We start from the raw sequence: 21,497 nt of genomic DNA on the forward strand, positions 1-21,497 counted from the left end.
TTCAGAGAGGATGACGGGACCATGATGGACCTAGAAGGTGCTATGAGAGCACAGATCGCTGCTCATCAACTACAACGGCTCCAGGAAGGGCTACGCCGTATCTCCACTCATAACCGCTTCTATGAGCGCAAGTTCGCCTCCGCCGGGCTTAATATTGATGGTATTCAATCTATAGCCGACCTGGCGCGGCTTCCTTTTACTGTCAAACGTGAGTTGGTGGCCGATCAAGAGGAATATCCCCCCTTTGGGAGCAATCTGACTTATGCGCCATCGGCCTATATACGCCTGCACCAGACCTCAGGTACTACAGGCCACCCATTGAAGATTCTTGATACACAGGAGAGCTGGGACTGGTGGGCAAAGTGCTGGGAGACTGTATATAGGGCGGCAGGCGTAACGAAGGAGGACATTCTCTTTCTGGCCTTTGGCTTTGGCCCTTTTATTGGCTTCTGGTCGGCTTATGAGGGGGCTAAACGCATAGGCACATTGACTGTGCCTGGCGGCGGCATGACCTCGCTACAGCGATTGCAGGTCCTTCAGGATGTGGGCGCAACCGTCCTGGTTTGCACACCAAGCTATGCTCTGCACCTGGCCGAGATCGCTCGCGAGCAGCATATTCCTTTACATAAGAGCCGCATCCGCCTGACCATTCACGCAGGCGAGCCCGGGGCCTCAATTCCCGCAACGCGCAAACGGATTGAGGAGGCCTGGGGCGCGGAGATCTTTGATCATGCAGGTATGACGGAAATGGGAGCCTATGGCTTCACCTGTAGCGCCCATACCGGCATTCATGTCAATGAAGAGGAGTTTATCGCCGAGATCCTTCAGCCCCATTCTGGGCAAGCAGTCGCGGAGGGCGAGAAGGGCGAGCTGGTACTGACCAACCTGGGGCGCTGGGGCAGTCCCGCCTTGCGCTATCGCACGGGCGACCTGGTTGAGCATGGAGGCTATGCCTGCGCCTGTGGACGAGGCGCTCTCCTGCTGAAGGGAGGCATTCTCGGACGCGTGGATGATATGCTTATCGTACGCGGGGTCAATCTATATCCCTCGGCCCTGGCAGATGTACTGCATCGCTTCTCTGAGATTGCGGAGTACCAGGTGCTCGTTACTCGTGATGGCAGGATGGATGAAATTACCCTCAAAGTCGAGTGCCCCATAGAGCTTGTTCCTCGCCTTCAGGAGAACCTACGGCTTGCTTTCAGCCTGCGCATCCCTATAGAGGCCGTTGAGCCGCAGACGCTGCCGCGCTTTGAACTAAAGGCCCGGCGTGTCATCGATCAACGACCTCGTGCATGATTTAGGGAGAGAAGGCTACCCCTTTCTCCCTTAGATCAAGCCTTATTTGGATCGGGAACTTCACCAAGCACGGTCACGAAGGTCCAGAGGGCGCAGAAGTCCGGCGAATTCATGTCTTCCAGCGCCAGGTGATAGAGGCGGTCTAGCTCTTGCTGCGTCGCCAGTCCCAACTGGAGCAGGTATGGCTGTACCAGTTTATAGACCGTCTGCCCATTCTGATAGGCTCTCACACGCTCAAGGCTGCTTGCCGAACAATCAATGGCATAGCTAAAGAGGCGCACATTGTGACAACCTGCGTCCTGCAACAGGCGCTTCATCACTGGTATCAGACCAACGTGGCGCCCATCAGGTGAGAAACCAAGTCCCCCAACCTTCATGCTCTGGGCAATCAACGCGTTCAACTGTTCACAGGCGGCACTATTGGTGAGCGGCGCCTCCGCTTCTACGACGCGAATAGCTCCGCCCGGTCGCGTGATACGCGCACATTCCCGCAAAAAGGTGGGCCATTTGCTCGTTGGCATAAAACTAGAGAGCAGCCTCGCATTGACAAGGTCGAATGTATTGTCGGAAAAATCCAAAGGCCCGGTTGCGTCCATGAGGTGCAAGTGCAAATTCTGTACATCCTCTTCCTGAGCCTGTGAGCGCGCATATTCGAGCATTCCCGGGTTGATATCAACGCCCGTCACCTGGACAGTCGGGTGCTCAAGCGCGATATCAACGACCCATCCTCCGGCACCACACGCAATATCAAGCACATCTTGAATATAGGAAAAGTCGCTTATCTCTGGCAGGGCACCTCCCATGCCATTCGCCAACAGGCGATGCTGTTTACACAGGCGCGCGACCTCGCCGAAATTATCGGCATCTATAAAATATGTGCTCTCACCAACCTGTTCTTCTCTCTTCGCTTTAATAGCTTCCCATTGCTCCGACATAGAGTCCTACTTCCTTAAAGTATCAAAAATAACCTCTCTCCAAAACAATTATAATATGCTGACTTTAGTACCGCAATATAGCTTAACCTCTTGACACATGTCCTAATTACGGTTTAGATTACAACAATTGTGTATTCAGTTGCCTCTCATCCGTTATACATATATGTTTAAAAAAAGTCCTGAAGTAGAACGCAGAAAGTAGCTACTCAGATCCTCTCTCCAAGAGACATTGCAGCGTCTGCGACGCTGCGCAGGGTTATGGGATGTGGAAAAAAGGCCTTCGGCTTTTTTTCCACATCCCATAACCCTGCGAGCCACGTAGTGGCGAGAAGTCCTGAGCAGTTGCCGCAGCAATTTTAAGCAGGTGCGCTTATGAGTTCCCTTATTAATACCAGACCATATCACTATGCGGAGACAATGTTAGAGCATACTCCAGTAGGTATGGCTATTTATGATGCCGCCGATTTTCGTTTGCTTGAGGCCAATTCGCGCTTCCTGGGCTTTTTTGATACCCACTTTGCGACTCAACCGGAGCATAAGCTCCGGCCCGATCAGACTGTTACCGATTGGGTATATCATCCCCAGAGCGCGCAGCTTCTCGCCATCTTTCAGCAGGTCAAAGCCAGCGGCCAGGCCTATCAGAACCCTGAGTTTTGTTTCCACAGCGGCGAAGGCGTTTCTTATTGGAGTTGGACTCTCCAACCGGTCTTTGATGATCAGCAGAATATCACGCACATTATTCAGAGCATTACGGAAGTAACTGAGCAAGTCCTGGCACGCCAGAAAGCTGATGCGACTCTCAGCACAAAGAGCGATTTAGCCGAAATAGAGCACCAGGCGGTGGCAGTCATCGAACACATTGCGCGCAGCCTGCGCAACTCCCTCGAAATCGAAACCGTGGCTCAGACGGCTATTCATGCGATTGCACATCATATCCGTCCCCTCAAGGCCAGCCTCTTTGTCAGCGACACCACGCACCGCGCGCTACGTTGTCTGTCCTCGCACCAAGACGCCCAGGCCAAGCATCACCTGCTAGACGTTGACTACCTGCCCTTCGAGAGCCAGGATCTCCCCCTTACTTCCTCAATTCTCCAGCAGCGCGAACCTGTACTCATTACTGATCTCCAACTGGCCGCCGCTCAGGAGCGTGTGCCCGCCAGAAACCCATTCGTGACCGCCGGGATACTGGGCTATGCCTACCTGCCCCTCTGGCATAGCAATCGCTTTGAGGGGGCGCTCTGTGTACTCTTCCAGACCCCCATCGATCCCGCCGGACCTGAGATCCGCATCTTACGCGGATGCAGCGCGTATATCGCCTCGGCTATGGCACATGCGCGCATCCATACCTCTGTAGAACGCGAACAATCCTATCTCCAGGCCGTTTTGGATCAGCTCCCTGAAGGCATCCTGATTGTTGAGGCAGCCAACGCGACCATCAGTTACGCGAATGAGGCCGCCGCTAACATCCTCGGTTTAGAGTCACAGGATGTTATTAATCAGCCATTGCACCATTATCGACGGCAAATGAAGAACGAGGATATGCGCGTGGGTGGGCAAATGCTCACGCCCTGGACGGTTATCGTGGTGCGGGCACTCTGTGGCGAAACCATTAAAGGCAAAGAGGCTATCGTTGTGCATGCAGGAGGAAGTCGTCTGATTACACTTGCTTCCTGCGCGCCCTTCTACACAGAAGATGGTATTATGAAGGGCGCGGTCGTCGTCCTGCAGGACGTCACAACCCAGAAGACCTTCGAACAGCATAAAAATGAGTTCTTCTCTATCGCCAATCATGAGCTACGCACACCAATCACGGTCATTCAGGGCTTTGCGGAGATCCTCCAGATGAAGGCCCAACAAGAGCCCATCTTTGATGGCACAACGAAATATGCCTTGAGCAGCATCTCGGAACAGAGCCAACATCTTACCCACTTGATCGAAGAGATGCTCGATATCTCGCGGATTGAGCAATCTCGCTTCACCCTTCAACGCCAGGCATATGACCTGCTACCCATTATCACCAATGTGTTTCAGGGTCAGCAGGTAGCAGCTCGCCAGCACCAGCTTCACTTCATACTGCGTGGTCTCAGGGCCAGCGACCGCCTGCTGGCCCTGGTGGATGAAGAGCGTTTAATCCAGGCGCTCAATAATCTTATTGGCAACGCGATAAAATATAGCGCGCCAGGCAGTGAAATTGAGGTTGGTTTGCGTTACAATAGAGAGCAAGAGGGAGATCAGGAAGTTGTTTTCTGGGTTAGGGACCAGGGCATTGGCATCGCCAACGATGAAATCCCGCTGATCTTCAAGCGCTTCTATCGAGCGCGCAACGTTGATCAGAGCCAGAGCGGCTTCGGTATTGGCCTCTACCTGGTCAAAGAGGTAATTTCCAGGCACGGTGGGCGCATCTGGGTTGAAAGCAAGGAGGGCAAAGGGTCAACGTTCTATTGTGCCCTCCCAATCGTAACGCTCCAAACCACACCTTAACAGTGGTGTTCTTACATTGGGAAGATGTTTGCATGAGTATTATTTCTAGAAATAGTCCTTTACCGCGCTATTATCAGTTAAAAGAGATTATGCGCGAAAAGATCCGCAACGGTGAGTGGCAGCCAGGGAACCTCATTCCCTCGGAACGCGAACTAAGCGAACAATACGGTATCAGTCGCATGACAGCGCGCCAGGCCATCACTGAATTGGTCAATGAAGGACTCTTTTACCGTGAGCAGGGGCGCGGCACCTTTGTGAGCCACCACCGCATTACGCAGCACCTGACGCAGCTAACCGGCTTTAGCGAGGACATGCACGCGCGCGGACAACGTCCCAGCGCTCACGTCCTCTCGGCGAAGATGTGGCCTGTTGACGAAACAGTGGCTGAACGCCTGCATATTAAACTAGGCGACAAGGTCTTTCGCCTGCACCGTCTGCGCCTGGCTGATGGCGATCCACTGGCCCTGGAGACCTCATTTATTCACTTTATGGGCTGCGAACGGCTGCTTGAAGAGGACCTCAATCAGCACTCGCTCTACTACTTGCTAGAAACAAAATATGGTCAGCCCCCCATGGAGGCCGATCAAGAGCTTGAGGCGGGCCTGGTGGGGCCAGAGGAGGCCAAAGTCTTAAAAATCGCCGTGGGTAGCCCCGTCCTCTACACACGCCGCACCACCTATACCGAGCGCAAGCAGCCTCTTGAGTACGCAACCTCCATGTACTGTGGCCACAAATATACCTTCTACACCCACCTGCAACGCGAACAACTTACACGCTAGAAGGTAGAAATAAATTATAAACACAATTTATGGGGCACTGGCGAAGCTAGCCACCTCATAAATTGTGTTTATAATTTATTTCTTAAAAAGCTTAACGCCGCTTTAGAGTATAATAAATTCCTCTATAATCGGTTATGATGCTGAAACTTTTTCTATCGCTAGCCCGTACTAGTAAATGTAAATGATACAGCAATGGTTTTTCATAAAAGGTATCAATTAAGTCACTTTTTCAGAGCAAGGAAATGGAGGATCTAGAGTTATGTTTACACAGGCTACTCTCGTACTTGCGGCCCTTGACCTTACCAGCATTGTATGGTGGCTGCTCGTCGGCTTGATCGCCGGTTTCCTGGCCAGCGTAGTGATGCGTGGTGGCGGCTACGGTATCGTCGGTGACATCGTCGTCGGTCTGATTGGCGCCTTCATCGGTGGCTTCCTGGCCAGCCTGGTGGGTATGGGTTCGAGCGGTTTCATCGGCACGATTATCATCGCCTTCATTGGCGCTTGTGTGTTAATCGCTCTCTTGCGCCTCGTCTCCCGTGGTACGGCTCGCCGCTACTAATAGCGCCTCGTCAATCCACGAGAAAAAATAGACAGAGAGAAGGAGCAGCCTCGCGAGGCTGCTCCTTCTCTCTGTCTGTTACTGCTGAAGACTTCTCGCCACTACGTGGCTCGCAGGGTTATAGGGTGTGGTGGAAAAATGCCTGAGGCATTTTTCCACCACACCCTATAACCCTTTATGGAGGGCGCGTAGTGCCTGATGAGCATGCTCTTGAGGCTGAAAATTCAGATACCTGATAAAGTCAGGAGTTGAATTCACGTTTTTGTCTATTCAATAAGCTGTGCAGGCTCCTCGGGTGAGGTTTGGTCAGGACTGTTGGCTAGTGCGCCTGTGGGCAAAGGGATAGCTCCATGCAGTAAGGGATCGTGTGTGGCCTGCATCCATTGCATTAAACGCTGGCGCATGGCATCGGCAATTGTGGATAACTCAGGGTCATCGATGCGGTTACAGGCTTCATTTGGGTCAAAGAGCAGGTCATAGAGCTCTTCATCGCGCCTGGTCGCCTCCCCCCAGCCAGAACGCATCAGGAGATCCTTGGTGGGACCATCATCGCAATTGGCCAGGATTGGCCTGCGATGGTGCGTATCGAAGTAGCGGATATACTTCCAACGCTGCGTACGTACGGCCCGCTGTGGCTCGTAGGCGGCGTGATAGTTCACCTCGGCGAAGATGGCCTCGTTAATCTGCTCACGCTCCTCGCGTATCAAGGGCAAGAGGGAGCACCCCTGCACCCACTCAGGCCTGGGCACATGTAGCAACTCGCAGAGCGTTGGATAGATATCGATATGCGAGACCAGGGCATCACAGACCTTCCCGCCACGAAATCCACCTGGGCCGCGCATCAAGAGCATCACCCCGATACCATGATCAGTCAGGTTACACTTCATCCTGGGAAAAGCGAGGCCGTGATCGGTAGTACAGATTACCAGCGTATGCTCCGCCAGACCACTCTCCTCCAACGCCGCCAAGACCGCGCCAATGGCTTCATCAAGCTTTTGCACACTGGCCTTAAAGGCCGCCATGTCGCGCCTGACTTCAGGCGTATCAGGCAGTGGCACGGGTGGCAAGATATACTTTTCATCCTGGGTAGAGAGCGGCTCGTGAAAGGGGCGATGCGTCTCCGAAAAACCAATGGAAAGAAAACAGGGTTGAGGCAGGCCACTCTTCAAGAGTTGAACCGCTCTGGGAACAACATCTTTCGTATCTGCACTGGCGACCTCTACTATCTCATCATAGCCAAGCAGAGTAGGATCGCGCGCCTCATGCTGCATACCAAGCAACAGCGAGGAGTAGCCCGCCGCGCGCAAAGCGTTCGCCAGGTGTTGTTGATAATCATAGAGTGAGAAGCCGCGATGAGCCAGGCCTAGCATACCCGCCGAATGAGGACTCTGCCCGGTAAGCAGAGCGGCGCGACTGGGAGAGCAGGTAGAAGAGGCAGAGAAGGCCTGGCGAAACAGCACCCCCTGCTCCGCCAGGCGTTGCAGGTGTGGCGTGAGCAGAGCATGCCCATACGGTTGAATATAGCGACCTGTATCATGCGAATGAATATACAAAATATTAGGCTGCAAAATATTGGGTCGTGCTTGCTCCATAATTTTGCTCCTTTTTCTAGCTATCCGCTTACCTGGGTGTTAAAAGTCCATGTCTGCATGGATCCTATAAATATAACATAAGGTCCATGCCTAGACATGGACCTTATGTTATATTCCCAGCAGGCAGGCTCATTAATTGCCGCCCATTTTGTTATAGACGTCGAGCCAGTTGGTCGCGATCTCAATCTGGGCGTCTTTCAGGCTGATCGCGCCGGAGCACACCTGATCGTGCAGGTAGTTCTCAACCTTGTCTTTCTCATGGAAGCCCGGCTTAGGGCTGGCAGCCTCGGGCCAGAGATTGGAGATGTCATTAGAGCCACCCAGCTCCAGGCTTACCAGGTGGTCGACCTCATACTCGCCCGTCGAGTGATGCGTAATGCCATACTCCTGGTAGACCTGATTCTTCTCGCTTGTTGGCACGTTGCGCACCGAGGAGGCATAGCCCGAGCGACAGATATCCGTCTTTGTCACGTTGGGAAAGATGGCGCCTGGCGAACAGGCTTTATCCTGAAGCGGCCCCTGGACCTGGCAGCCAGAGGTCTTGCTTTGCACGCCCCAGTTCGGCGCACCGCCGCTGCTCGAGCCTGAGTTTGAACCTGTACTATCAGGACTTGAGGTCACACCCGGAACATCTGAACCACCATAGCTAGATGAGTTACATGCTGTAAGCAAAAGTGCTGCAATCATGCAGGCACCAAGCAGATGAATCCATACTTTGCGCATATTCCTTATCTCCTGTCGTCTACTCCACCCAACATTCACCCCTGAGTACAAAGACTCATAAAGGGTCCATGCTTGCATGGACTAAAACGCTCAGGCAAGCATACTATTGCTATATATACATGCAGGGTCCATGCTTGCGTGGACTAAAGCGCTCAGCAAGCATACTATTGTGTTATATATAAAGGCTCTAGCTTATATACGTTTGTACAGTAGCAAACGGACGCACCTGTATTGAGCTCAATTCAGGCTCATCCGCCATTTTGGTATAAGGAGAATATCTGAGCGGCAATGCGTATTAAAAATCCATCGATTTAGTTGGATGGAGCAGTATGTTTAGCGCCCAGGGGAATAATATCAAATTGTGTTTCTGTTTATAACTCTGATCGTTCGCCTTATCATCCAGGTGGCTGAATTGGTCATGGCTAAATTCGCTTATATTATATTTCACATATGGAGTAGGTAATTAATGTTCCGACGTCCTCGTTCGTTTTCCCTTCTGGTATTCGGCTTGTGGTTGTTGTCCATCAGCCTGTTAGCGAGTGGTTGCGGAGGAAGTACAACCACGACAACGGCCTCTTCAAATAGAGTACAACAGGTTTCTATTGGTCTAGGGTATATACCAGACATCCAGTTCGCACCCTTTTATGTTGCTCAATCAAAGGGGTATTATAGTGAGTCAGGTCTAAATGTTACCTTTCATCATGGTATCGTTCCAGATCTCGTCGGTTCGATGGTGGCCGGAAAAAATACATTCGTCATGGCTGGCGGCGATGAATTGCTTACCGCCCGCAATGAGCATATACAGGCAAAAAATGTCGCAACAATTTTCCAGAAGTACCCCATCAGCTTAATTGTTCCTGCCGACTCACCAATTAAGTCTCCAGCTGATTTAAAGGGACACTCTGTCGGCATACCCGGCCCCTATGGTTCAAGCTATACTGCGCTGCTAGCATTCCTCTACAAGGAACATCTCTCGCTTTCTGATATCAAGCTTCAATCCATAGGTTTTACACAGGTTGCGGCCTTGCTGGCTCATCGTGTGGATGCGATTATAGGCTACTCCAATAACGAACCACTACAGCTCGCCAGGCGCAACGTACAGGTTCGCACATTCGCTGTCTCGGATTATCAACCACTCGTCTCAGAAGGAATTATTGTCCCTGAAACAACACTTCAGGAACAACCACAGGTAGTCCATGAGTTTGTGCTGGCCACATTAAAGGGGCTACAGTATGTGGTCGATCATCCTGAGGATGCGATCACGCTGAGTAAGCCTTATATTCCCGGCATGACCAATACTCAACAGACGCTGGAGATATTGAAGGCAACCATTCCTATTTGGCAAGGGAATGGAACGCTTGGTATCAATGATGAGGCAGCCTGGCAAGCGATGGAGCAATTCATGGTTGCACAGAAGATGATAGGTCCCATCCAGAATGTCTCGGACGCCTATACCAACCAATACACAAAATAAACACCACTCTCTTGTTTACCAGGGTTTCTTGGATGTGGCACGAAAGGTCGCTTTTCGTCTCAACCTCGTTCGTCATTGTGCAAGTGGCAAGATTGAGGTGGAGATGGAATACGTTACATCCCTGTTCCATGTAAAGCGCCATTAGTGCTGAGAAGCCTTCGGCAAACAGGCACTGAATAGCCACTACTAATGAAAAAATGAGGAGATCACTCACCATGCAAACACATCAGTTTGGCAGAACAGATATGCAGATTACAGCCATCGGGCTGGGAACATGGGCACTTGGTGGAAATCAATGGGGTCCTCAGGACGACCAGGAGTCTATAGCAACGATACAACGAGCTCTAGACCTGGGTATCAACTGGATTGATACAGCTGCTATTTATGGGTTGGGAGGATCCGAGAAAGTGGTGGGAAGAGCTATTAAAGGGCGCAAACAACCTTATATCTTCACGAAATGCTCACTGATCTGGGATGAGGAGATGCAGGTAAGGAGCAGCCTGAAAGCTAGTTCGATCCGTCATGAAGTTGAGGAGAGTTTGAGACGACTCAATATCGAGACCATTGATTTGTACCAGATACACTGGCCCAATCCCGATCCAGAGATTGAAGAAGGGTGGAATACGCTTGCCGAACTCAAACAGGAAGGGAAAGTACGCCATATAGGCGTATCAAACTTCAACGTAGCACAACTGCAGCGCGCGGAGAAGATAGCGCCAATTGAAACATTACAGCCACCGTACTCATTAATTCATCGCCAGGCGGAGCACGAAATTCTGCCCTATTGCCAGCAAAACACGATTGGTACGATCGTCTATTCCCCTATGGCATCGGGCCTCTTGTCTGGGCACATGACCCGTGAGCGCATTGCACAGCTGCCAGATGGTGATTGGCGCAAACAGGGTCAGGAGTTTCAGGAGCCGCGCTTGACGCGTAATTTGGCGCTCGCCGATCTCCTCACATCAATTGGAAAGGCACGCAACGTCACAGCGGGAACGATCGCTATTGCTTGGGCGCTACATAACCCAGCAGTGACGGCGGCCATTGTTGGCGTGCGCCACCCATATCAAGCCAATGAACTGGCCTTCGCTGCCGATTTCCATCTGAGCGAGGCTGAATATCAGCAAATTGAACAGTTCTCCGCCTAAGCGTTGATCGGGGAAACACGCCAACCCTGGTGAGCGCCTGCAATATGCAGAGAAGAAGGCCCGGATTTAGCTTCTCCAGCAGATTCAGACTATGCAGCAAGAGAGGCGAACTGGCAAACATAGTGTACGCATTGTCCCGTGCTGATTGCCAGCAAAAGCCTCTGCTCAGCTGGATTGAGCTGAAGCGGGTTCAAGGCAAAAGAGTGATTGTCGAACCCGCTCAGTTTTTGACTGCTCGGGTACTCTCCATCAATTATTATTCCACACTATCTGAGGCACAGGGTATAACGAGGAAGTAGATTATATTCGCGTCTACTTGCATACTCTGCGCCTCAAGTGCGAAGACGACCCCAGGCGCCCTTGACCTTGCCACGCTTTTGCGGAAGAGTAAAAGCTTTGGATATACTGTTCCTCAAGGAGGGTAAGAGGTTTGCCCGCCTGATGCGCGAAATGAAACCAGTTGCGTGCCGTCCTCGACAGCAACACTTACTTTGCGCCTTACACAAAGTGAATATGTGGGAGAATCTTCATGCATGATGCAAAGACAGTCGTTACCAGCCCCAGACCAGTGTCAGCCCTTAAATACGCTCTCCTCACGGCCCTTATCATCTTTGTGCTGAGAGTTATCCTCTTCGTGATAATACCACAAAAGGCTATGTTCAGCTACCATTCAGATATGTCACTCACTTTTAAGACCAATGATGTCGTTGCTCTCACGGATACCCTCATCCTGAGTTTCGTTAACCTCCCCTTTTATGCCTTCGCGGGGTGGCTCATAACCAGGAAAACAGGAAGCATTCGTACCGGCCTGCTAACAGGGCTAAAGGCTGGCCTCTTCAGCGGGTTGGCTATCTATATCATTATTGCGATTATTGCCATTTCGTTTGCCTCATTGCTCATGCTCGTGGCATCGGGCATCCCTCACGGCCAGGGCACTTTCCCTCAACTTGTGGGCAATACGACGTGGTGGGTTGTCAGGACAATACTCGTCAATAACCTCTTGTTCATTGCCTTCGACATGGCCTGCGGTACTCTCATGGGTTGGTTCGGGGCTATGCTAGGCCTTACGAGCAAGAAGACTGCTTGCTCGTAAGGAATATCAACAGGTTCCGCCAAAAATTAGAGGTTGAAAAAAGTTCATTGCAACACAACCTTATTCATCATATATCGCCAGTGTGTCCGCTGGCGGATAACGTTCTGACCATTGGAGTATATTGCAAAGAAGAGGGGCAAATCATGGGCCGGTAGAGATATTTTCAGGGAGCAATGACAGCCGAGAAATGATACGAAAATTCTAAAGCAAAGGAGATGCAGGAAAGGAAGAACAATCATGGACCACGAGAACCATGGACACCACAGCAACACGTCCGAGCCTATCCCACGCTCGTCTCCTGATCCGCTGCTTGTGGCCAAGTTCCTTCTCCCGGTATTTGTCAAAATCAGCCTTTATCGCCGCCGCTTTTTTAGCACTGCGGCCATGACTATGGCTGCCTCCCATGATAGTGAGACACCTACTCCTACCACATCCATCCCCCCGCGTGTGTTTGTGGGGCTCCTTCTGGGAAGCCTTGTCTTGGGGGCTTTCTCTTTTCTCAGACCGTTCAGCCTGACGTTTGGTGGCCAACTCCTTGACGCTTTAAGCATCTTGTACGCACTGTTCCTGGCGCTGGTGTGTTTTCGCGGCTCATGGGAGCGGCTTCGTATGGTTGGTCCCCCTGGGACTGGCACGCGGACCGGACAGCATTTCATCCCATTTCTGTTGGGCATGAGTACATTGTGGGCTGCGCTTGCACTCCTTGGCTGGGTGTCCGAGACCATGTGGACCCAGCGGGCATCGACCTATCCTACCCTCTTTCATGTGCTCGAATTGGGAGTGTATCCGTTCTTCATTGCGGCGGTTCTGCTTCTGCCCTCGCCAAACCTCTCCCGGCTCTCGCGCCTGCGGATCCTGCTTGATAGCTTGATCATCCTGGCGACGGTCGTGACCCTCTATGTCTATGTGTTCGCAGTTCCCATGCTTGTCACTACCAGGCTAACACTCCTGGAAAAGACCTTGGGGAGTCTCTTCGTCACTGCCAACCTGGTGTCGCTCTTTTGCTTGCTGTTCGTCGCCTTCCAAACGGTCCATGTGGGTATCCGACAGGTCATCGCTCTGCTCACGCTGGCCATGGTCATTTTCCTGGTCGGTCATGTGGTCTACTACACGCTCTTGCATTCGGCAGAGGCGATCCTCACAACCGGACCAACCCCTGGCCTGCTTGGAAGTCTCACCCTGATCGCTGTGGCAGCCCAAAGGATGCGGCGCGTGCTGGTTCAGGGCACGCCTGCGGAACGTGGTCCCACAGTGCTTTTAGAGGAAACATGGGCATTTGCCCATTGGAAAATCTGGCTGGTGTCTATCCTGGTGCTGATCTTTGCACTGCTGCTGGTGTCTCTCGCGATCCAGCCTGCCAATGTGTACACCCCCGCAAGGTTACAGGTCGTTGAGTTTGGTGGAACCGGTATTCTGACCTTGCTTGTTCTACGGCAGTTGCTAGTAACACATGAATTGTACAGCTTGAAGCGAGATCTCCGAGAGAAGAATGCACAGTTAGACAGGCTGGCGGCTTCTGATCCCCTGACCGGTGTGCCCAACTATCGAAGGCTAGTGAACACGCTTGACGAGGAGTTGGAGCTCGCAAAGGCCCAGCAGGCGCCGTGCTCCGTCCTGTTCATGGATATCGACCAATTCAAAGCTGTCAACGACCAGTATGGGCACGCTTTGGGAGATCTGGTCCTGTGCCAAGTTGCCAGGTTGGCAGCGTCACTTCTGCGCTCAAAAGATTGCCTGGGGCGGTGGGGAGGTGAGGAGTTTGTTGCTATTTTGCCAGGACAAGGTCCCACTGAAGCATTCATAGCAGCTGAACGAATACGGATGCGGGTCTCAGAGCAGGTATTTGCGGATCAAAAAGATCTCCACGTGTCCTGTTCGCTAGGAGTGGCAACCTATCCACAGATGGCCACTGAGCGGGAACAGTTGCTGATTTGCGCCGATCAAGCCATGTATGAGGCCAAGCGTCTCGGACGCAATCAAACCTGCCTGGCGAAGTTGGAAAAGAACATAATATAGAGTCAGATGCTAGTGTCGCAAAAAATTTAGAGCAAAGAAAACGAAGTAGACAATTACGACATAAGAATCATTTTACCGACCTGTAAGCAAACACAGGCATTGCTCAAGTTTGTCGAGGGCCATAAGCTGGAATTCCTTGTCACGTTGGTGCTGGCAACTGGTATGTGCAAAGGCGGGTAGATTCCTTGCACTGGTCAGATTTGGGCACTAAGAACGCTCTACAAGCGGGTTACGAGAAGACATACTCTCAAGACTCTAGCCTATATACGTTTGTATAGTAACAAATAGACGCACAAACGCTTACAAGCTAGAGCCACACTATGCACCTCTGCCATCATGACAATTCATCTGTCTGCGGTTGAGCATATGGCCACTCAATGACGACCCCTAACGCTTGAATCAGCGCCACCGCCTGCACGGGATCTATGACCAGACCTTGCAACTCGGTTGGTCCAATATGTACGCCCTCGATCTCACAGCCTGCCAGGTTCACACCCTTGAGCCTGGTACCCGAAAACTGCACATGGTTGAGGCGGCAGCGCTCGAATACAGCACCTGCCAAGTCCGAGGCCTGAAAGTCCACGTCGCTAAGATCACACTCTTCAAAGCGGACCGAGCGAAACTTACTAAAACGGAACTGCGCCAGGTTCAAGGTACAGCCCTGAAATACCACGTCCTGGAAGCGCGATTCGTTGGCCTGCAAGCCAGTCAGAAGGCATGAGCGAAACTCGACCCGGTCCATATTGACCTGCGGCCAGCAGGCGCTCGCCATTTCACACGCCTCCAAGCGGCAATCCTCCAGGCGCGCAAGGTCGAACTGGCTCTCGTTCAGCTTTACCCGCTTGAGCAATACCTGCTCGATATGGACATGGGACGCGACCTGCCCGCTCAACTCCTCACGCGCAAGGACGAACGTGCTATAGTGCCCATGATCTTCCACATACGGCGTCGGCAACGCATGCGTCTCCATCCGCCGAGGCAAGAGCGGCGCTTTGATCGCTCTGACTACGGGCAATGGCCCGGTTTGACCAGCGGGAAGTGGACCAGATTGGTACTGGCTACACATTTCACTTCTCTCCTTTCAGCGAAGAACACCTACAGCAAGCGACACAAAAAAATTGGAGGGCGATCTACTCACCCTCCAGTGTACACTAAAATTTTTCGCTTGTCGTCTTGCTCTACTTTTCAATCCTCGGCGGTTCATAGGAAATTGCCGCAACGTTTGCTTTTCATCTTACCATACTGAAAGCTCTCACCTTTTATACGACAAGTCCACCCCCATCCATCACAAGCATTGTTCCCGCAACAAACAGGCCCGCGAAACAGCATGTCGTGTTTCGCGGGCCTGTTTTGGTGTGATACAGCGTTTAGACGGCTTCGGGCAGCGTCTCCTTCACATCCGTGTGACGGAAGCCCATCGCGTAGAGCGAGGCATAGGCGCCATCGGCCTTCAACAGCTCATCGTGCGTACCCTGCTCCATGATCTCGCCCTTCTGCAAGACAATGATCTTGTCCGCGTTCTTGATGGTCGAGAGGCGGTGCGCGATGACGAAGGCGGTACGTCCATACAGCAGGCGGCGCAAACCCTCCTGCACCAATACCTCTGTGAAGGTATCAATACTGGCTGTGGCCTCGTCGAGCACCAGAATACGAGGATCGGCCAGCAAGGCGCGCGCGAAGGAGATCAACTGGCGCTGGCCCACGCTCAGGTTGCGCCCACGCTCGCGAATGACGGTATCATAGCCATCGGGCATGCCAATGATCAGATCATGTACCCCCACAACCTTCGCGGCCTCCTCCACCTCGGCGTCGCTGGCGTCCAGGCGTCCATAGCGAATGTTCTCGCGAATGGTACCCGTGAAGAGGAAGGGTTCCTGCAACACGATGCCGATCTGCCTGCGCAAGGTCTGCTGCTTCACCTCGCGAATATCGTGCCCGTCAATGAGCAAGGCGCCATCCAATACCTCATAGAAGCGAGGCAAGAGACTGATGATTGTGCTCTTACCCGCGCCTGTTGGTCCCACAATGGCAATGGTCTGGCCTGCCTGGGCCGTGAGATTCAGCCCACGCAGCACGGGATGCTCTTTTTTGTAGCCAAAGACCACGTTCTTGAACTCGACGTTGCCCACGACCTCTGGCATATCATAGGCATTTTCACGATCCTGAATGGAAATTGGTACATCCAGAATCTGGAAGATACGCTCAGCAGCAACGCCCGAGCGCTGCAACTGGGTATACAACATACTCAGGTCGCGAATGGGATCGAAGAAACGGTTGATGTAGAGCGTGAAGGCGACCAGTACGCCAACCTGTAAATCACCATGCGCGACCAGCCAGCCGCCATAGACCACCGCCAGGGCCGTAGCCACCGCCGCTACGACCTCAACTAGTGGCAGGACAAGCGCGGCCACCCGGCTCGACTCCAGGTTCGTATCCAGGTTGTAACGATTCAACTCGTCGAACTCGCTGCGGTTGCGATCCTCACGCGCCAGACTCTGGATAACGCGCATGCCGGAGATGTTCTCCTGCAAGGTCGCGTTTACCAGCGAGATGGCGGCACGCGTGCGACGGAAGGAACGCTGCGCGTAACGCTGCCAGAAAATGGCAATGATGACCATGATTGGCAGAACGGTAAAGGTCAGCAGGGCCAGACGCACGCTCAGCGCCAGCATGGTTCCGATAATCCCCACCAGGGCCACCAGCGAACCCAGCATGGAGAGCAGGCCCGAGCTAAGCATGGATTCCATGACATCGATGTCGCTTTGCAGACGCGACATGACACGCCCAATCTGCGTGTGGTCATAGAAGCTCAGCGAGAGCCTCTGCAAGTGCGCGAACATGTCGGCACTGATTTTATACAGGATGCGCTGGCCCGCCCAGGACATGCTCCAGATCTGCCAGTACTGCGACTGCCACATCCCCACATTTACGAGCAAAAGGATTCCGCTAATCCAGGCCAGGCCAACCAGGTCGCCATGACTGATATAGCTATCAATTGCTACACCAATAAGGTAGGGGTTCGCCAGGTTGAAGGCGGTATACAGCAGCACCAGGACACAGCTCAGAATGGTCGCGGTCTTGTATTTACCAACATAGGGACCAAAGCGACCAATCAGCTTCCAATCAAACTTGCCTTCTATATCTTCATCTGAGCCCGCCAGGCTATTCTCGCTCCAGGTACGGCGAGCTGAGAGCTTATCATACAAGTCGGACTTGGGTTTACTCTTGCGCAAAATCACCGCATCGCCTCCCTTTTCTCAACATTCTCGGCATCCAGGCGAGGACGCTGCTGCTGCTCCTCGCTCGCCTCTTTCTTCTCTTTAGAGCTCTTGCGCAGGTCCTCGTCCACCTGCTGCGCGAGCAGGCGAGCTTCGAACTCCTCCTGCTCACGGAGCTGTAGATCGTACAGGTGAGCATAGGGGCCATCCTGCGTCACCAGGGTATCGTGCGTGCCGTGCTCGACGATATGCCCGTCCTCGATCACCAGGATCTGGTCGGCATTTTTGACGGTACGCAGGCGCGAGGCCACCACAAAGGAGGTGCGCCCCTTCATGACCGCTTCCAGCGCCTGCTGGATCAAGTATTCCGTCTCCATATCCACGCTGGAGGTCGAGTCATCCAGGACCAGGATGCGCGGATTCAGCAAGAGGGTACGCGCAATAGCAACACGCTGCTTCTGGCCGCCCGAGAGGGTGACACCACGCTCACCAACCCAGGTCTCATAGCCATCAGGCAAGCTCAGGATAAATTCATGGATACGCGCCACTTTGGCCGCCGCAATAATCTGCTCCTCGGTGGCATGCTCTACGCCATAACCGATGTTATCACGAATCGTCGCGTTAAAGAGGAAGACGTCCTGCAAGACCAGACCAATATTGCGCCGCAGTGAACTCTGCGTGACCTCGCGTACATCCAACCCATCAACCGTGATCGCGCCATTGGTGACATCATAGAAGCGCGGCAGCAGGTGCAACAGCGTGCTCTTACCGCTACCCGTCACACCTAGCAAGGCCACAACCTGACCTGGCTGCGCATCAATATTCACATCATGAAGAATCTGGCGGCCACGGGCGTAGGAGAATTCTACGTGATCAAAGCGTACATGGCCCTCGATATTCTTCAGTTCCTTGGCATTGGGGGCATCGGTTACTGTCGACTTAGTATCCAGCACGGAGAAGATGCGCTCACCGCCCGAGAGACCGCGCATAAACCAGTTCACCATAAAGCCAAAGGTACGCACGGGCGTCGCCAGCAAGAGCGCGTACTGCGTCACCGCGACCATCGTGCCCAGGCTCAGGTGATGCTGAATAACCGCGATACCACCGACCCAGAGCACCAGCACAGTCACGACGTTCAGCACAAACACCAGCAGAGGCTGGTTCCAGGCCATGAAGCGCATGGCCTTCAGGCTGTAATCACGCAGATGCTGATTCTGCTTATCGAACTTCTCCATTTCGAACTCTTCGCGCGCGAAGGACTTGACCACGCGCACACCACTCAGGCTCTCCTGCATAATGGTGCTGAGTTCGCCATTCTCATTCTGGACAGCCAGCCAGAGCGGGCGAATACGGATCGCCACCTGAGAGGTAAAGATCGCCAGAAAGGGGACGCAGATCAAGGTCACCAGCGCCAAAGCCCAGTCCAGCGAGAAGAGAATCGCCGCCACCGTGACAAACGTGACGAGGGCCAAGGCAGCGCGCATCAAACCAAAAGGGAGGAAGTTACGCACCGCTTCAATATCCACCGTCATACGCGACATCAACTGTCCCGTCTCTGAGTCATCGTGAAAGGCGAAGCTCAGGCCTTGAAGGTGGTCATACATCATGTTACGCAGGTCATACGCGACCTGGTTCGAGACTGCCTGAGAGAGATAGCCCTGTCCATATGAGAAGAGACCACGCAATGAGCTGGCCCCTAAAATCGCTACTGCGGCAATGATCAGATCAGTAAGGTTGCCATTCCGCACACCGACATCGATCACCCACTGCAACAACTGCGGCACCACCAGTGAGGCGCCAGTTGCCAATGCGACACATACGAGAGTAGTAATGGACCAGAACCAGTGAGGGCGTAATAAGCCTAGAATACGAGTAAAGATACGCCAATTAAACTTAAATGATTCAACATACGATGAGAACAATTTTTGCTTTTTTTCTAATGGCATTGCAAGCAGGTCCTTTCTTGACATGCCTAACCGCTACGCACATCCACTCCTTCTCTTAAAAGTCTAGCCTGCAATGGCTGACAAGGGGGTGTCAGTCTTTCGATGAGATTTGAGGAGGTATAAAAAAGAGCGACATGAGGTTGTGTGCACCTCGTGGCTGCACGCTGGCTTTGGCTGGCTATGCCTGTACAAGCAGAAGCGCATAATTCGTTCCTACCAGCCAACCTATTATCGTACATACACAGCTATTTGTCGCCTATATAAGAAAATTGGTATAGTTCTACATGGGCACTGTATGGAAGCAATGGGCGTAACGGAAAAGCTTGCTGGCACGTATCTGTTTTGGCGACATCCCTGCTTTATTGCTTTAGATAAACGTCAAGAAAGGCGATTGGATACCCAATTCAATCGAGAAACTGGTCTGTTATGCGGATTCGTGGAGATAGAGTACGTTGGCTCTTCTGGCTGCGTTGGAAAATGTTCTCGCGTATGTTTACCGCCCGCCAGACCAGGCAAATTACCGGTCTGGTACTCTCCCTTCTCATCATCGTGCCGCTCTCACTGGGCATCGCTGCTGCGACATATCTCGCGTATCGCTTCTTGCCAGCACCAGCCAATGCTGAAGTCCTAACCCTTGTGTTAAGCGGCTTATTCATTTTGTGGCTCACTCTACCACTTTTCGAATACAACGTCAATGAAGGGCTGAATGTCGCGAAATTAGTCCTATTTCCGCTTAGTCGCGAAGAATTAATGCTCAGCCTGTTGCTCTCAACCTTGTTTGATGTTCCCACCCTCGGTATGCTCCTGCTCTGCCTCGCGGTCATCATTGGCTGGGCCAGTTCGCCTCTCGTGGTCCTTATGTCGAGCGTGACCATGCTCATCTTCTTCGCCCAGCTTATCGGATGTAGTCAGCTTGTACTGGCCCTCCTGGGGCGCGTAATGCAGAGCCGCCGCTTCCGCGATGTCAGCATCCTGCTGGTTGGCCTCTTCTCCTCCTCGTGCTATCTCATCCAGCAACTGGTCTTTCGCGGCCTGGGCGCACGCCAAATGATTCACGCCCTCTATGACCAGGCCTTCTCGCGCTACCTGCAATGGCTGCCACCTGGCATGGCGGCCCAGGTGATCTTACAGGCTACACGTGGCAACTGGCTTTTGAGCTTTGTCTGGCTGCTTCCGCTGCTGGCCATTACCCTACTCGTCCTCTATCTCTGGCAGATCGTCGTCGAACGCGCGCTTACCGCTACCGAGGGCGCTGGAGCCGTCCGTGTACGCCGCGCACCTGCTAGCCAGCGTGCCCTCGCCACCGCTGCTCCCACGATGCGCTCACGCCTGGTGCACTGGCTGCCGGAGCAGACCAGGGCCATCGCACTCAAGGACTTGAAGTACTACCGACGCGATCCCATGCTCCTACGCCTCATCATTCAATCCCTGATCTCGATGGTGGTGCTGATTGTGATTACGCTTTTTAGTCCCACGCGCTTTGGCGATGGCCTGCAATCCTCCTGGACCGTGCTGGCTGTTCCCTTTTACGCGCTCTTTTTCGTCACTAGCTTTTCGCATAATGTGCTTGGCCTTGAGCGCCAGAGCCTGGCCCTACTCTTTATCTTTCCTATTAAGCCTCAGCATTTACTCCTGGGCAAGAATCTAATTGCCTTTGTCCTGGGCACTCTCAATCTGCTCATAGTGATCCTGCTAGGAGCATATGTCGCGCACAGCTGGGAGTACGTGCTGCCCGCGCTGACTATTGGGCTAGCTGGTCTGGGGATTGTCCTGGGCTGTGGCAATCTCTCTTCCGTCTATTTTCCCAGCCGTATGCCCCAGGAGCAACGCGGCTACCAGGCCAGTGCCATCACGACCTCGCAAGAGAATGGCTGCCTGCGCCTGATTCAGACCTCGGCCCTCTTCTTGCTGATGCTGGTGCTCCTGACGCCTGTGGCCGCCGCCCTCCTCCTACCTGTCTTCTTCCATGTACTCTGGCTCTGGAGCCTCTCTATTCCGGCCTCCCTCGTCTACAGCTGGCTGCTCTACTTTATAACCACCCACCTGGCCGCCCAACGCATGCTCCAGAAAGCCCCCGAAATCCTCCGCATCACCACCGCCCGCGAGTAAAAAATATGTATGCTGGGCGTTCCTGGGCAACGCCCAGGAACGCCCAGCATACATATTAATCAGGCGCCGCAGACGCAAAAAGTTTTGCCATACAAAACTTTTTGCGTCTACAATACCTTGCCTTTTGG

The 21,497-nt window shown here is 53.0% G+C and carries 15 protein-coding genes; 9 read left to right on the forward strand and 6 right to left on the reverse strand.

All coding sequences use genetic code 11. The annotated features are described in order from the left end of the window. The first annotated feature begins 21 nt into the window (after window positions 1-21). Complete coding sequence (locus tag JMJ04_RS37680) at window positions 22-1,296, forward strand: phenylacetate--CoA ligase family protein (RefSeq protein ID WP_201375501.1); 1,275 nt, start codon at window positions 22-24, stop codon at window positions 1,294-1,296. Window positions 1,297-1,331: 35 nt separating this feature from the next. Here the strand turns inward: JMJ04_RS37680 and JMJ04_RS37685 are convergent, their stop codons facing one another. Beyond that, entirely contained in the window at window positions 1,332-2,231 is a 900-nt protein-coding gene (locus JMJ04_RS37685) for a class I SAM-dependent methyltransferase (RefSeq protein WP_201375502.1), read from the reverse strand. A gap of 372 nt (window positions 2,232-2,603) precedes the next feature. Between JMJ04_RS37685 and JMJ04_RS37690 the strand changes: the two genes are divergently transcribed. From JMJ04_RS37690 to JMJ04_RS37700, 3 genes are all read left to right on the forward strand, one after another. Beyond that, a complete protein-coding gene (locus JMJ04_RS37690; protein WP_201375503.1) occupies window positions 2,604-4,712 on the forward strand; it encodes an ATP-binding protein in 2,109 nt (702 codons plus the stop codon). A 32-nt stretch (window positions 4,713-4,744) separates the two neighbouring features. Then, window positions 4,745-5,491 carry a GntR family transcriptional regulator gene (locus JMJ04_RS37695; protein WP_201375504.1) on the forward strand — a complete coding sequence of 249 codons (747 nt, stop codon included), beginning with the start codon at window positions 4,745-4,747 and terminating at the stop codon, window positions 5,489-5,491. Between the two features lie 259 nt (window positions 5,492-5,750). Next, entirely contained in the window at window positions 5,751-6,050 is a 300-nt protein-coding gene (locus JMJ04_RS37700; RefSeq protein ID WP_201375505.1) for a GlsB/YeaQ/YmgE family stress response membrane protein, read from the forward strand. Between the two features lie 266 nt (window positions 6,051-6,316). Here JMJ04_RS37700 and JMJ04_RS37705 read toward each other — a convergent pair whose 3' ends face one another. After that, the gene (locus JMJ04_RS37705) at window positions 6,317-7,642 is read right to left on the reverse strand and encodes a sulfatase family protein (RefSeq protein WP_201375506.1); all 1,326 of its coding nucleotides are present in this window, start codon (window positions 7,640-7,642) and stop codon (window positions 6,317-6,319) included. 132 nt (window positions 7,643-7,774) lie between these two features. After that, window positions 7,775-8,365 (reverse strand): HNH endonuclease signature motif containing protein, encoded by a 591-nt coding sequence (locus JMJ04_RS37710; RefSeq protein WP_201375507.1) that lies wholly within the window; start codon window positions 8,363-8,365, stop codon window positions 7,775-7,777. A gap of 466 nt (window positions 8,366-8,831) precedes the next feature. Here JMJ04_RS37710 and JMJ04_RS37715 point away from each other — a divergent pair, with 466 nt between their 5' ends. The 4 genes from JMJ04_RS37715 (at window position 8,832) to JMJ04_RS37730 (ending at window position 14,096) form a co-directional block, all read left to right on the forward strand. Then, a complete protein-coding gene (locus tag JMJ04_RS37715; protein ID WP_201375508.1) occupies window positions 8,832-9,839 on the forward strand; it encodes an ABC transporter substrate-binding protein in 1,008 nt (335 codons plus the stop codon). 215 nt (window positions 9,840-10,054) lie between these two features. Beyond that, window positions 10,055-10,987: an aldo/keto reductase gene (locus tag JMJ04_RS37720; protein WP_201375509.1), complete on the forward strand. Its 933-nt coding sequence runs from the start codon at window positions 10,055-10,057 to the stop codon at window positions 10,985-10,987. 529 nt (window positions 10,988-11,516) lie between these two features. Continuing rightward, entirely contained in the window at window positions 11,517-12,080 is a 564-nt protein-coding gene (locus tag JMJ04_RS37725; RefSeq protein WP_201375510.1) for a hypothetical protein, read from the forward strand. Window positions 12,081-12,317: 237 nt separating this feature from the next. Beyond that, complete coding sequence (locus JMJ04_RS37730) at window positions 12,318-14,096, forward strand: GGDEF domain-containing protein (protein WP_201375511.1); 1,779 nt, start codon at window positions 12,318-12,320, stop codon at window positions 14,094-14,096. A 334-nt stretch (window positions 14,097-14,430) separates the two neighbouring features. Here the strand turns inward: JMJ04_RS37730 and JMJ04_RS37735 are convergent, their stop codons facing one another. The 3 genes from JMJ04_RS37735 to JMJ04_RS37745 form a co-directional block, all read right to left on the reverse strand. After that, window positions 14,431-15,162, reverse strand: a complete 732-nt coding sequence (locus JMJ04_RS37735; RefSeq protein ID WP_201375512.1) for a pentapeptide repeat-containing protein — start codon at window positions 15,160-15,162, stop codon at window positions 14,431-14,433. A gap of 301 nt (window positions 15,163-15,463) precedes the next feature. Then, on the reverse strand, window positions 15,464-17,335 hold the full coding sequence (locus JMJ04_RS37740; protein WP_201375513.1) for an ABC transporter ATP-binding protein: 1,872 nt from the start codon (window positions 17,333-17,335) through the stop codon (window positions 15,464-15,466). After that, window positions 17,332-19,260 carry an ABC transporter ATP-binding protein gene (locus JMJ04_RS37745; RefSeq protein ID WP_201375514.1) on the reverse strand — a complete coding sequence of 643 codons (1,929 nt, stop codon included), beginning with the start codon at window positions 19,258-19,260 and terminating at the stop codon, window positions 17,332-17,334. The genes JMJ04_RS37740 and JMJ04_RS37745 overlap by 4 nt, the downstream gene beginning before the upstream one ends. Before the next feature lie 426 nt (window positions 19,261-19,686). On the opposite strand from JMJ04_RS37745, the gene JMJ04_RS37750 reads away from it, so the two are divergent. Beyond that, the gene (locus tag JMJ04_RS37750) at window positions 19,687-21,369 is read left to right on the forward strand and encodes an ABC transporter permease (protein WP_201375515.1); all 1,683 of its coding nucleotides are present in this window, start codon (window positions 19,687-19,689) and stop codon (window positions 21,367-21,369) included. Window positions 21,370-21,497 lie beyond the last annotated feature (128 nt).

The sequence above is a fragment of the Ktedonobacter robiniae genome, assembly GCF_016587375.1.
Classification (GTDB): Bacteria; Chloroflexota; Ktedonobacteria; order Ktedonobacterales; family Ktedonobacteraceae; genus Ktedonobacter; species Ktedonobacter robiniae.

Bases quoted from the DNA above. Each gene is read 5' to 3' on its own strand.
- JMJ04_RS37725 (WP_201375510.1), top strand. From the start codon at position 11,517: ATGCATGATGCAAAGACAGTCGTTACCAGCCCCAGACCAGTGTCAGCC.
- JMJ04_RS37730 (WP_201375511.1), top strand. From the start codon at position 12,318: ATGGACCACGAGAACCATGGACACCACAGCAACACGTCCGAGCCTATC.
- JMJ04_RS37735 (WP_201375512.1), bottom strand. From the start codon at position 15,162: ATGTGTAGCCAGTACCAATCTGGTCCACTTCCCGCTGGTCAAACCGGG.
- JMJ04_RS37750 (WP_201375515.1), top strand. From the start codon at position 19,687: ATGCGGATTCGTGGAGATAGAGTACGTTGGCTCTTCTGGCTGCGTTGG.
- JMJ04_RS37685 (WP_201375502.1), bottom strand. From the start codon at position 2,231: ATGTCGGAGCAATGGGAAGCTATTAAAGCGAAGAGAGAAGAACAGGTT.
- JMJ04_RS37700 (WP_201375505.1), top strand. From the start codon at position 5,751: ATGTTTACACAGGCTACTCTCGTACTTGCGGCCCTTGACCTTACCAGC.
- JMJ04_RS37705 (WP_201375506.1), bottom strand. From the start codon at position 7,642: ATGGAGCAAGCACGACCCAATATTTTGCAGCCTAATATTTTGTATATT.
- JMJ04_RS37745 (WP_201375514.1), bottom strand. From the start codon at position 19,260: ATGCCATTAGAAAAAAAGCAAAAATTGTTCTCATCGTATGTTGAATCA.
- JMJ04_RS37690 (WP_201375503.1), top strand. From the start codon at position 2,604: ATGAGTTCCCTTATTAATACCAGACCATATCACTATGCGGAGACAATG.
- JMJ04_RS37680 (WP_201375501.1), top strand. From the start codon at position 22: ATGATGGACCTAGAAGGTGCTATGAGAGCACAGATCGCTGCTCATCAA.
- JMJ04_RS37715 (WP_201375508.1), top strand. From the start codon at position 8,832: ATGTTCCGACGTCCTCGTTCGTTTTCCCTTCTGGTATTCGGCTTGTGG.
- JMJ04_RS37710 (WP_201375507.1), bottom strand. From the start codon at position 8,365: ATGCGCAAAGTATGGATTCATCTGCTTGGTGCCTGCATGATTGCAGCA.
- JMJ04_RS37720 (WP_201375509.1), top strand. From the start codon at position 10,055: ATGCAAACACATCAGTTTGGCAGAACAGATATGCAGATTACAGCCATC.
- JMJ04_RS37695 (WP_201375504.1), top strand. From the start codon at position 4,745: ATGAGTATTATTTCTAGAAATAGTCCTTTACCGCGCTATTATCAGTTA.